At 56.2% G+C, this 11,550-nt stretch carries 10 protein-coding genes; 8 read left to right on the top strand and 2 right to left on the bottom strand.

What is annotated here, in order from left to right; genetic code table 11:
* Positions 1-10 precede the first annotated feature (10 nt).
* Positions 11-1,015, bottom strand: a complete 1,005-nt coding sequence (locus RGB73_RS11685; protein ID WP_310772095.1) for a permease — start codon at positions 1,013-1,015, stop codon at positions 11-13.
* A gap of 250 nt (positions 1,016-1,265) precedes the next feature.
* On the opposite strand from RGB73_RS11685, the gene RGB73_RS11680 reads away from it, so the two are divergent.
* The 3 genes from RGB73_RS11680 (at position 1,266) to RGB73_RS11670 (ending at position 4,850) form a co-directional block, all read left to right on the top strand.
* Positions 1,266-2,627, top strand: coding sequence for a hypothetical protein (locus RGB73_RS11680; RefSeq protein ID WP_310772092.1), 1,362 nt, complete (start codon positions 1,266-1,268; stop codon positions 2,625-2,627).
* Positions 2,628-2,781: 154 nt separating this feature from the next.
* Entirely contained in the window at positions 2,782-3,840 is a 1,059-nt protein-coding gene (locus tag RGB73_RS11675; protein WP_310772089.1) for a flavin-containing monooxygenase, read from the top strand.
* A 26-nt stretch (positions 3,841-3,866) separates the two neighbouring features.
* Positions 3,867-4,850 carry a cation diffusion facilitator family transporter gene (locus RGB73_RS11670; RefSeq protein WP_310772086.1) on the top strand — a complete coding sequence of 328 codons (984 nt, stop codon included), beginning with the start codon at positions 3,867-3,869 and terminating at the stop codon, positions 4,848-4,850.
* Positions 4,851-4,914: 64 nt separating this feature from the next.
* Here RGB73_RS11670 and acsA read toward each other — a convergent pair whose 3' ends face one another.
* Positions 4,915-6,630 (bottom strand): acetate--CoA ligase, encoded by a 1,716-nt coding sequence (gene acsA / locus RGB73_RS11665; RefSeq protein WP_310772083.1) that lies wholly within the window; start codon positions 6,628-6,630, stop codon positions 4,915-4,917.
* Between the two features lie 175 nt (positions 6,631-6,805).
* Between acsA and RGB73_RS11660 the strand changes: the two genes are divergently transcribed.
* The 5 genes from RGB73_RS11660 (at position 6,806) to RGB73_RS11640 (ending at position 11,547) form a co-directional block, all read left to right on the top strand.
* Positions 6,806-7,711 carry a metallophosphoesterase gene (locus RGB73_RS11660; protein ID WP_310774251.1) on the top strand — a complete coding sequence of 302 codons (906 nt, stop codon included), beginning with the start codon at positions 6,806-6,808 and terminating at the stop codon, positions 7,709-7,711.
* Between the two features lie 42 nt (positions 7,712-7,753).
* Positions 7,754-8,770, top strand: coding sequence for a PucR family transcriptional regulator (locus tag RGB73_RS11655; protein ID WP_310772080.1), 1,017 nt, complete (start codon positions 7,754-7,756; stop codon positions 8,768-8,770).
* Between the two features lie 113 nt (positions 8,771-8,883).
* The gene (locus tag RGB73_RS11650) at positions 8,884-9,999 is read left to right on the top strand and encodes an ABC transporter ATP-binding protein (protein ID WP_310772076.1); all 1,116 of its coding nucleotides are present in this window, start codon (positions 8,884-8,886) and stop codon (positions 9,997-9,999) included.
* 113 nt (positions 10,000-10,112) lie between these two features.
* The gene (locus RGB73_RS11645; protein WP_310772072.1) at positions 10,113-10,886 is read left to right on the top strand and encodes a Cof-type HAD-IIB family hydrolase; all 774 of its coding nucleotides are present in this window, start codon (positions 10,113-10,115) and stop codon (positions 10,884-10,886) included.
* 22 nt (positions 10,887-10,908) lie between these two features.
* Positions 10,909-11,547 (top strand): trimeric intracellular cation channel family protein, encoded by a 639-nt coding sequence (locus RGB73_RS11640; protein ID WP_310772069.1) that lies wholly within the window; start codon positions 10,909-10,911, stop codon positions 11,545-11,547.
* Positions 11,548-11,550 lie beyond the last annotated feature (3 nt).

The following is an 11,550-nucleotide window of genomic DNA, read 5'->3' as shown; positions in this document are numbered from 1 at the left end:
CACCTCCCCTCTAAAGCGGCCATAGCCCTGTCACCACGATGACCAGTACCGTGACGGCTATCACCAGCTTGACGACAAAGCCGAAGCGAAACGTGCCCAGCAGCATGAGTGTCGTTTTCATATCCAGCATGGGGCCAAATACGAGAAAAGCAAGAATGGATTTCGCCTGAAAGGTGCTCCCAAACGATGCGGCGATGAACGCGTCCGCCTCCGAGCACAATGAAAACAGGTAGGCCATCCCCATCATGACCAGCTGTGACGCAAAAGGTGTCTGACCGATTTCGACCATCGTTTCCCGACTGACGTACACCTGGAGAATGGCGCTGACCAAAGCCCCGAACAACAAATACTTCCCCATGTCGAAAAATTCGTCGATCGCATGGGAGAAGGTAGCGGACAGCTTGCCCCGTACCGCCTCCGCATGAGCTGCCTCGTGACGAAGCCTGGACTCTACCCCGAGCCGCAGCGGATTTTTGCGAACGAACCCATACGCGAGCAAACCCGCGATCATGGCGACGACAAAGGCGGCGGCAGCTCGATGGAAAGCCAGATCCGGCTGCCGTGCAAAGGCGATGTACGTCGAGGACATGACGACCGGATTGACGACGGGGCCAGCCAGCAAAAATGCGATCCCGACATGAAGCGGCATCCCTTTTTGAATCAGACGGCGAACGACGGGAATGATCGCGCATTCACACACGGGGAACAAAAACCCGAGAAGAGCACCGAACGGCAATGCCGCCAGCAAATGCTTCGGCGTCCAGCGGCGCACCTGCTCTTCCGTAATGAACGTCTGAATAAAAGCGGAGAAGAAAACGCCGAGCAAAACAAAGGGGATGGCTTCCAAGAGGATCGAGAGAAACAGCGTTTTGACATCCAGCCAGCGGGGAGACCACTCCACCTTCCATCCGGACCACTCTCCGCCTCTTCCGCCGGTTGTGAGCCAGACGGCTGCCACTCCCAACAGGACCGCCCCCAGAATCTCCACAAAAAATTGACGAAGCTTCGTTACCACCTTTTCCCTCCTCTCTCACTAAATCATAATCATTTCGATTTATATGCGCAACAGGACAACCTTACTACGATTTTACACGAGAAATGCTCCGAACCTCCCCTTTTTTTTCCATTTCCCCCGTTTTATAATAAAGAAACCAACCGCCCGTCCGGATCTGGAAAGGAGGTGGGTCCCCCAAAAAGCCGCGCACACCTTTGACGTAACTCGTGTCCAGAGCCTTACATTCTCTAGACGATAGGAGGCGTCACGCATGAACCATCCTGATTTTCGCCATCTGCCAGCATGCATGGAAGACGTAGTTGTTGCTGCCTTGGATGACAACAACGGCCCGCAAGATCCTACCGAGTTCCGCTCTTTGTACGGTCGCCTGCAAGATGTTGCCGAAACCCTACCCCCTCTTTACCGTGAACACGTCTATTATCCGTTTCTCCAGTCGCTGGACAAGCTGTCCGAGTCCGGATTTAATGAAATGCTGCGACGCGACCCTGACAGGGAAAGGGAAGCCGGACTGTTTTGCGACATCGCCCAAGCCATTCTGCAAAACGGCGAAGCGTATGAACGCGAAGCGACAGATGCTTTTCAGGAAGTAGTCAGCGATTTGTACGACGGCTTTTTAAGCGAGGAAGACCGAAAAGGCATCAAACCGCCGGATGAAAGCTTGATTGCGCCTCTCGTCAAATGGGGCCGCCCGCAGTTCGGTCCATATACCTGGACGGCAGAGGCCGCCTCTCATTTCGGCGTCAGGACCGGGATTGTGAATCTTCCTCCTGCCAATGCGCGTCAGGGCCTGCTCGCCTGGTCAGCCTTGGGCCACGAAACAGCCGGCCACGACATTTTGCACGCAGACACCGGCTTGCTTGGCGAGCTGCAGCATGCGGTATTTGATGCCTTGTCGACGGAGCTGCACAGCCGTTCCCTGGCCGAATATTGGTCGCTTCGAATAGACGAGACCGCCTCAGACGTGCTTGGCATCCTGAACAACGGCCCCGCGGCAGGCATCGGACTGATCGGGTACTTCCGCGGCCTGAACAAGGCGTATACCGGCAAAGCCAAACTGCGCAATGCAGGTCCGGCGAGCGATCCCCATCCCGCAGACATTTTGCGCGGCTATCTCGCTGCCGAAACCGTGCGCCTGCTCCAATTCGACAACGCCGCAGAATGGGCGGACGCCTTGCTGGAGGAAACGAGCCGCGACCTGGAAGGCATCACGATCGGCAGAGCTGCTTTGGATGCCGAAACGGCGAAAAAGTCGGCCGTCATCGTTGCCCGCACGATCGCGGAAGCTCGCTTGCTCAGCCTGGAAGGACACGCGCTGGGGCAAATCCAGAACTGGGACAATCACGACGAGCGAATTGTGCGTGACATCCAGTCCCATTTCGCAGACTCCTCCGCTGTCCATGACTGCGTGGTCTCCGGCATGTACGCCGCTCACGTCGTCGCGGCAGCTGTCACCTCGGCAATCGCGGGAGAGATCGAAGTTCAGTCCGCTTTTCGCGGCATGGTGACACTGCTCAAAAGCATGCACGATGCCAATCCTTCCTGGGGTCCCCTCTACGTTCGCCATCGCGGCGATCTGACACCACACCGGATCTACTCTCGTACAGCGAGCTGAGATTGCGTCCTAGATCCCATAAGAATGCAGGCCGTTGCTCACCACCGCAACGGCTTTTGTTTTTGCAAAAAACATTCAAATAATCACTTGAATGTTTGAATATATCTGGTATGATTTAGGTAAACAACAGCAACGATGAAAGAAGGAGGCTCTCATGCCCGACTATGATGCAATTGTGATCGGCGGGGGCCAGGCTGGGTTGGCCATGGGGTACTATTTGCAACAGCAAGGGCTTCGCTTCACCATCCTGGATAAACGCGGGCGCGTCGGGGAAAGCTGGCGGGAACGCTACGACTCACTCGTCCTTTTTACTCCCCGCCGCTTTAATGATCTGCCTGGCCTTCCCTTCCCGGGACAACGGGACGGGCTGCCTGACAAAAACGAAGCCGCAGACTACCTGGAGAACTATGCCCATCATTTCGGGTTGCCAATCCAGCTTGGAGCAGAAGTCTCGCGCTTGGAAAAAACAGAAGAAGGCTTCCGGATATACACGCAAGCGAGGACGTATCAGGCTCGGACCGTTGTCGTCGCGACGGGCCCGTTTCACACGCCTTACGTACCCACAGATCATATGAATGTAGATTATGATGTGACGCAGTGGCATACGGCGACCTATCGGAACGAACAGCAGCTGTCGAACGAGCCGGTTCTGGTCGTTGGCGGGGGCAATTCAGGCGTGCAGATCGCCGTTGAGCTTGCCCGGGATCGTCCCGTGATGTTGTCGATGGGACGTACAGGTCCCTTTCTGCCCCGCTCCATTTTGGGCAAAACTATCTTTGCCTACATGCGGGCACTTGGCATCCTGACGGTACCCGCTTCATCCTGGCTCGGCAGGCTGTATCGATCCCTGCCCGATCCGATCTTCGGCTATGGAAACGAGCTCCGTCAGATGCAGAAAGCGGGCAAGCTACGAATCGTTCCGCGTTTGACTTCCTTTTCCGGACGCGTTGCCACCTTTGCGGACGGCAGCACAGAGACATTTTCGCAAATCGTATGGGCGACCGGTTACCGGCCTGATTATCATTGGCTGGACATCCCGGATGTTCTGGATGAACTCGGACGGCCCCATCACCGCCGGGGAGTCTCACCGATTTCGGGCCTGTTCTTTCTCGGTCTGCCCTGGCAGCGCAATCGCCAATCCGCTCTCATCGGGGGTGTCGGTCACGACGCTCGGCTGCTGGCAGACGAAATCGCAGCATTTCTGCGAGGATGATCCTATTTGCAGGAGGTAGAAATAAAATGGGACATGACCATGATCACGATCACGCGCATGGGCACCACCATCATCACGGGAGAGGAGCGAGCAAAAAGGCGCTGCTCTCATCGCTCCTCATCATTTCGCTGTTTTTGATCGTCGAAATCATCGGCGGCTTTCTCACCAACAGCCTGGCCTTACTATCGGACGCGGGACATATGCTGAGCGACGCTTCGGCCCTGCTGCTCAGCCTGCTGGCCTTGCATTTTGCTTCCAGCCCTCCTTCGGCCAGGAAAACGTTTGGCATGCACCGTTTTGAAATATTGGCGGCTTTGATCAACGGGGTAACACTGGTGGTCATATCGGTATTTATTTTGTGGGAAGCGTACCAGCGTCTTCTTCAGCCACCAAAGGTCGCGAGCGGCATGATGATCCTGATCGCGACCATCGGCCTGCTCGCCAACATCGCCGCTGCCTTCGTTCTGATGCGCGGCGACTACAAGGAAAACATGAACGTGCGAAGCGCCTTTCTGCATGTACTCGGCGACCTGTTGGGGTCTGTCGGGGCCATCATCGGCGGGATTTTCATGTGGGCGTTTGGCTGGTATATCGCCGACCCTCTGATCAGCATCATCGTGGCCATCCTCATCATAGCGAGCGCATGGCGGGTGACCAAGGAATCGGTGCACATCCTGCTGGAGGGCGCACCCGGTCGGCTTGATACGACCCGCATTGCCGAGAAACTGAATCAGCTGCCGGGGGTCACGGCCGTGCACGACCTGCATGTCTGGACCGTCACATCGGGCTTCGAATCATTGACTTGCCATTTGATCGTCGAGGACGACTTGGCCAGCTATCCGATCCTGTCCGATGCCCTTCACCTGCTGCAGCACGAGTTTGGTATCACCCACGCCACGATCCAGATCGAAAACTCGACGGTCAAGCACGACGGCTTGCATTGTATGGAAGGCAACCGCGAAGAAAACGGCCACCATCATGACGATGGCTCCCACGATCACGCTCATTAGCCACCATGAAAAAAAACCATCTCCCGAACACAGGAGATGGTTTTGTCTTTTCTTCGACTTGGTATCAGTCTTCCATCGTGGACAGGTCGCCGGTCGGCAAGCCCAGCTCCCACGCTTTGAGGACGCGGCGCATGATTTTTCCCGAGCGAGTCTTCGGCAGCTTGTCGCGGAATTCGATCTCGCGCGGCGCTGCGTGAGCCGCCAGACCTTCCTTCACAAACTTGCGGATTTCCTCCATCAGCTCGTCGCTCGGTTCGTATCCGGCACGCAAGGAGATAAATGCCTTGATAATCTCTCCCCGGACCGGATCGGGCTTGCCGATGACTCCCGCTTCGGCTACGGCCGGATGCTCCACCAGCTTGCTTTCCACTTCGAACGGACCGACCCGCTCGCCAGAGGTATTGATGACGTCGTCGATCCTGCCCTGGAACCAGAAGTATCCTTCTTCATCCTTGTAGGCCGAATCGCCGGACACGTACCAGCCCGGAATGTGGAAGTACTCCTGGTATTTGGACGGGTTGTTCCAGATTTGTCTCATCATGGCCGGCCAGCCTACGCGTATGGCCAAATTCCCCATCCGGTTCGGCGGCAGCTCGTTTCCTTGGTCGTCGATGATCGAAGCGTACACGCCCGGAATCGGCTTGCCCATTGAGCCGGGCTTGATCGGCATGCATTTGTAGTTGCAAATCAGTTGGCCGCCTGTCTCCGTCATCCACCATGTGTCGTGGATGCGGTGGTTGAAGACGCGCATTCCCCAGTATACGACTTCGGGGTTGAGCGGCTCGCCCACGCTGAGGATGTGGCGCAGGTGGGAGAAATCGTATTTCTTGACGAGCTCGTCGCCTGCTCCCATCAGCATGCGGAAAGAGGTCGGAGCGCTGTACCAGACGCTGACTTTGTACTTTTCTACCGTTTCATACCACGATTCCGGCGTGAAGCGTCCTCCCCGCACGACGTTCGTGGCGCCGTTCAGCCATGGAGCGAAGATGCCGTAAGCCGTTCCCGTCACCCAGCCCGGGTCGGCCGTGCACCAGTAGATGTCGTCCTCCTGCAGGTCCAGCACCCATTTTCCTGTCTGGTAGTGCTGAATCATCGCATTATGGACATGCAGTACGCCTTTTGGCTTGCCGGTAGAGCCGGAGGTGTAGTGCAGAATCATGCCGTCTTCCCTGTCTACCCACTCGATTTCGAGCTCAGGGGACGCTTTTGCCATTTCAGCTTCAAAGCTGATTTGCCCTTCAGGGAGCTCGTCTTTGGAACCGACGACGATCACGTGCTTGAGAGCCGGGAGTTCGGCTACGGGGACGCGCGGCAAGAGGGCAGGCGTCGTCACGATGGCGACGGCCTCGCTGTTTTCCAGACGGTCGCGAACGGCTGCCTCCATGAATGCCTCAAACAGCGGACCGACGATCGCTCCTACTTTCAATGTCCCTAAAACGCTTACATAAAGCTCCGGCGTGCGCGGCATGAAGACGAAAACGCGGTCGCCCTTGGCGATTCCCAGACCGCGAAGCACATTCCCGAACTTGTTGGACAGCTCGCTCAGCTGTGCAAACGTATAGCTTTCGTCCCGTGTCAAATCACTGTATATCAACGCTGTTTTATTTTTCCGATCCGTCAAAAGATGGCGATCGATTGCCTCGTACGCCATGTTCACCTTTCCGGTCTCGTGCCAGGTGAACTGTTTCTCCACTTCAGCCCAATCAAAGTTCGCGTAGACTTCGTCGTAATTGTTCAGATTGAACCGACCTTCCGTTGCCGGAATTTTTTCCACGTTCATACTTTCACTCTCCTAGACTCCAATGGATTCTTTTTCGTTCAACTTTCATAATATTTCTGCACTTTTTCCGAAATTCCTTCTACCAATAACCTACTTATTCGGAGGCGGTAAAAATCGAGTATAATGGTCGGTATTCACCGAGATTGCGATATACGAAAGGAGACAGCAAATGGCAATGATCTGGTTCATCCTTATAGCTGCGGTCGCCCTGCTGCTCGTCCGTGCGCACCGCAATACGTTTGATGTTCGTACCGAATATGTATCGATCCCGCTGCAGCCTTCCCGCCGTCTGCCCGACCCTGCCGATTGGGAACCGCTTTCGATCTTGCATCTGTCCGATTTGCACATGGAAAATTTGTCGGTAGACGCATCCGATATCGTCGCGCGCTTCTCCTCTCGTCCCATCGACCTGATCGCCATCACCGGCGACCTGTTGGACCGGCACAAAAACATTCCGAGGGCGGTCGCCTTCGTTCAGACCGTCATGCGTCTCGAGCCGGCGCAGGGTACGTACGTCGTTTTCGGCAATCACGATTACGTCTTGCCTGGTCCGAAGCTCGCCCTGCTCCAATCCGAGCTCGAGAGAATCGGCTGCCGCGTCCTGGTCAATGAGCACGTGACGGTCAGCCATCGCGGCCAGCAGCTCCACATCATCGGCGTCGACAACTTCTCCACCGGGCACAGCCGACTCGCCGAATCGTTTCAGAACGTACCTTCCACCGGGGCTCGCTTGGTATTGACCCACGATCCGAACGTCGTCCTGCACATGAAAGACTACGCATACGACTACTTGCTGTCCGGCCACTTCCACGGCGGACAGATCCACTGGCCGCGGCCGTTCCACCTCGCGAAAATGGGCGAGCTGCCGAAGCAAAATATCGTCAAGGGGCTGCATTACGCAGCAGGCACCCCCTTTTACATCAGCGAGGGATTGGGGCAAACCGGTCTCAATATACGCCTTCGCTCCCGTCCGGAAATCACGCTGCACACACTGGCTGGCGGCCCATTCTTTTCTCCGGAAAACGAAGCTGCCGTATCTGGTCCGCTTCAAGAAGCGTCTGCCGCACTCGCGCTCGATTAAGGTATAATAACTGCAGGAACGAGTGTGGGACGGAGGGGCGACATGGAACAATGGATCAGAGATTGCGAACGCATACGGCTCGAAACCGGGCTGCCGATCATGTGCCGGCTCGCTTCGGCGGACGAGATGGAGCAAGTGCTCCGTGAGCAAGCGATGCTCGGCTGGGAGCTGGCTGCAAGCTCTGCAGAAAACGGCTCGGCCTGTCTCGTCCTGATCGGGAAAGAGGCTTGGGACGGTCCCGCCAGAGCGCTGCTGCGTCTGTTTTTCTCCCAGGAGCCGCGGAAATCGGAGGAGCCCTTTGCCGAACAAATCACGGCATGGCTGCAGGGGGCCTTCTTTGGCGCCCCTGTCCCGCCGCCCTCACGGATTGACCAGCAATGGCCGTGGCGGGAGAAACGGGCTTCCTTCCTCATCGAACAATGCCGGCCGGACGGCATCCTGGACATGCATTCCCTGCAGCCGATGCTGCAGGACTTTTTTAAAGGGGAACGCGGTTCCTTGGCGTTGATTCCTCTGAGTCCTCTCTATTATTTGCTTGTAGTTCCCCTCTCCATGCTGGGAAATCAATGCGAGCCGGCTGAGCTGCTCGATTGGGCCTCCGGGCTGCACGACCTTATTTCTACCGAACGTATGGAGAACGTCCGGCTTTTGGTCGACAAGCCGATCACCGCACCAACGTCGCTTCCGGCGGCACTTGGCCGGCTCAGGTCTCTCTCTCGGGCCCTCGTCCAGCACCATCCCCGCGTCATGGTCGCCGGTAGCTGGCAATATCCGCTGGAGCAGTGGGCGGCCTGTCTTTCTTCCGATGCTGCGGAAAGCATCTCGCAGGCCATCCGATCGGCTGTCGCATCCCTTCCGCTCAGTCCGGAGCAAATCGAAACGCTCGAGACGCTCTTTCGCTGCCAGCTCAATGTCAGTGATGCCGCCAGACAGCTCTACCTGCACCGCAATACCCTCCAGTATCGGCTGGACAAGCTGACGGAGCAGACCGGGCTGGATCCCAGGCAGTTTCCCGATGCCGTGCTGCTGCAGCTGCTGCTCCTTTTTCGGCAAAATTGACCAAACAATTCGTGCAATTTGACCGTAGAGCCTTTTTGGCAGGTTTGGTACATTCTGGTCAGAGACAGCATAGCGACCGCTCCTATGACGATGACTGGGAGGTGCCAAAAGAGATGGCGAAAGTAACCTTGAACCACATTTACAAACGATACGGAAACAACGTTACGGCAGTGAACGACTTTCATCTCGAAATCAAGGATCGGGAATTTTTGGTGCTGGTCGGGCCATCCGGCTGCGGAAAATCGACCACGCTGCGCATGATCGCCGGACTGGAGGAAATATCGGAAGGCGAGATGTACATCGGTGACAGGCTGGTCAACGATGTCGCTCCCAAGGATCGGGACATCGCCATGGTTTTTCAGAGCTATGCCCTATACCCGCACATGAACGTCTACGAAAACATGGCATTCGGCCTGAAATTGCGCAAATTTTCCAAACAGGAGATCGAAAAGCGCATTCAGGATGCCGCTCGCATTCTGGACATTTCCCATTTGCTTGATCGCAAGCCGAAAGCGTTGTCCGGCGGTCAGCGGCAACGCGTCGCCCTTGGCCGCGCCATCGTGCGGGAGCCGCAAGTGTTTCTCATGGACGAACCGTTGTCCAACCTAGACGCCAAGCTGCGCGTCCAGATGCGCACGGAAATTCTGAAGCTGCATCAGCGGCTGAACACGACCATCATCTATGTGACCCACGATCAGACGGAAGCGATGACGATGGGCGACCGCATCGTGGTGATGAAGGACGGACTGATCCAGCAGGTCGCTACCCCGACCGAAATCTACAACCATCCCGTGAACCTTTTCGTCGCCAGCTTTATCGGGTCCCCGGCGATGAACTTCGTAAACGGAACGATCAGCGAACAGGAGGGCAAGCTCGTCTTTTCCGCCGAGCATATCCAGGTGACCTTCCCCGAGGACAAGGCGAAGCAGCTGCGCGAGCGGGGTTACGCGGGCAAATCCGTCATCTTCGGCATCCGCCCCGAAGATTTGTACAGCGACGCGCAATTTCTGGAAGCCAATCCGTTTGAAAGCTACCTCGATGCGGAAATTGACGTCGTGGAGAACATGGGATCCGAGCTGTACGTGTACTTTCATAATATTGGCAGCACGCAAATGGTGGCTCGCGTAGACGCCCGGGAAGGCTTGAAGCCCCGTATGACAGTGAAATTGGGGATGGATCTGGCCAAGTGCCACGTATTTGACAGCGAGACACAGCTGGCTGTATTCTAGTAGCAAAGTGAAAAGGAATGTCTTTTCCGGGCATTCCTTTTTTGTTGTGAAGACCGACTCGCTTAGGGTCCCCTAGCTTGTACCAAAGAGAGAAGAGTGGAGAGGAAAGAGAAATGGCGTACAAAATCGTCTTTTTTGACATCGACGGCACCTTGCTCAACACCCGGCACGTCATTCCATCAGCGACCATCGAAGCCGTACGGCGCTTGCGGAAAAACGGCGTGCAAATTGCCATAGCGACCGGCCGTTCCCCGTATCATCTGATGCCGATTGCCAAAGAGCTTCAGATCGATACATTCGTCAGCTTCAACGGCTCGTACGTCGTAAGCCAAGGCCGAGTCGTCCATCACACACCGTTTGAGATCCAGACGCTCGAAAAGCTGGAAGCCATGGCGAATCGCAACCATCACCCGATGGTTTTCCTAAGTGCGGAAGGCTGCTTTGCAAACGTCAGCGATCACCCTCACGTCATAGAATCGTTCGATTCGCTCCGCTTGCCTGCTCCGCAAAAACGCGACCGCTACTGGGAGGAAGCCCCGATCTACCAAGCCTTCCTCTATTGCAATACACAGGAAGAAGCGCCTTATGTGGGAGGTTTTCGCGAAGTATCCTACGTCCGCTGGCACAAATACACGCTGGACGTCTTGCCTCCGCAGGGCTCCAAAGCACGAGGGATCGAGGCGCTGCTTTCCCATTTCGGATACAGTCCTGACGAGGCGGTTGCGTTTGGCGACGGGCTGAACGACAAGGAAATGCTCTCCTATGTAGGAATGGGAGTCGCGATGGGAAATGCGCATGAAGAATTGAAGCCCCTCGCCAACCGGATCACCCGTCACGTCGATGAGGACGGCATTCATTTTGGTTTGGCCCAGCTCGGTTTGATCTAGAAGGAAGGATGTAGATTTTCGAATGTCTTGGGAATGGTTCAACATCATCGGAACGGTGGCGTTTGTCATCAGCGGCGCCGTCATCGCCATGGAGGAGGAGTACGATCTCCTCGGCGTCATCGTGCTTGGCATGGCAACCGCTTTTGGCGGCGGGATCTTGCGCAACATTTTGCTCGGGATTCCGCTCACCGCTTTTTGGAATCAAGGCACCTTATTCACCATTGCACTCGTCTCTATGCTGATTGTCTTCGTTCTCCCGCATAAATACATCCACTATTGGAACCGCTGGGGACTGTTTTTTGACGCGGTAGGCCTCTCCGCTTTCGCGATTCAGGGCGCCATGTACGCGACGCAGATGCACTATCCGCTCAGCGCGACGATCGTCGCTGCCGTGTTGACCGGGATCGGCGGCGGAATTATCCGCGACGTGCTCGCTGGCCGCAAGCCGCTCGTTTTCAAAGAAGAAATTTACGCAGTCTGGGCGATGGTCGCAGGTGTGGCTGTCGGAATGAAATGGGCGACCTCCATCCCCGAACTGTACACGCTGTTCAGCGCCATCATCGTCTGCCGCATGGTTTCCGTCTATCGCGGCTGGAAACTACCCCGCCGCTCCTTGCGTCCCGCTTCCGTTCCCGCCCGGCCGCTGAACGATCGAATGTAAGCT

Source organism: Brevibacillus brevis (assembly GCF_031583145.1).
GTDB classification, from domain to species: domain Bacteria; phylum Bacillota; class Bacilli; order Brevibacillales; family Brevibacillaceae; genus Brevibacillus; species Brevibacillus brevis_E.
The sequence above is the reverse complement of the archived record's forward strand: the minus strand, read 5'-3'. Positions and strand labels throughout refer to the sequence as shown.

Bases quoted from the DNA above. Each gene is read 5' to 3' on its own strand.
- RGB73_RS11680 (WP_310772092.1), top strand. From the start codon at position 1,266: ATGAACCATCCTGATTTTCGCCATCTGCCAGCATGCATGGAAGACGTA.
- RGB73_RS11675 (WP_310772089.1), top strand. From the start codon at position 2,782: ATGCCCGACTATGATGCAATTGTGATCGGCGGGGGCCAGGCTGGGTTG.
- RGB73_RS11670 (WP_310772086.1), top strand. From the start codon at position 3,867: ATGGGACATGACCATGATCACGATCACGCGCATGGGCACCACCATCAT.
- acsA (WP_310772083.1), bottom strand. From the start codon at position 6,630: ATGAACGTGGAAAAAATTCCGGCAACGGAAGGTCGGTTCAATCTGAAC.
- RGB73_RS11660 (WP_310774251.1), top strand. From the start codon at position 6,806: ATGATCTGGTTCATCCTTATAGCTGCGGTCGCCCTGCTGCTCGTCCGT.
- RGB73_RS11655 (WP_310772080.1), top strand. From the start codon at position 7,754: ATGGAACAATGGATCAGAGATTGCGAACGCATACGGCTCGAAACCGGG.
- RGB73_RS11650 (WP_310772076.1), top strand. From the start codon at position 8,884: ATGGCGAAAGTAACCTTGAACCACATTTACAAACGATACGGAAACAAC.
- RGB73_RS11645 (WP_310772072.1), top strand. From the start codon at position 10,113: ATGGCGTACAAAATCGTCTTTTTTGACATCGACGGCACCTTGCTCAAC.
- RGB73_RS11640 (WP_310772069.1), top strand. From the start codon at position 10,909: ATGTCTTGGGAATGGTTCAACATCATCGGAACGGTGGCGTTTGTCATC.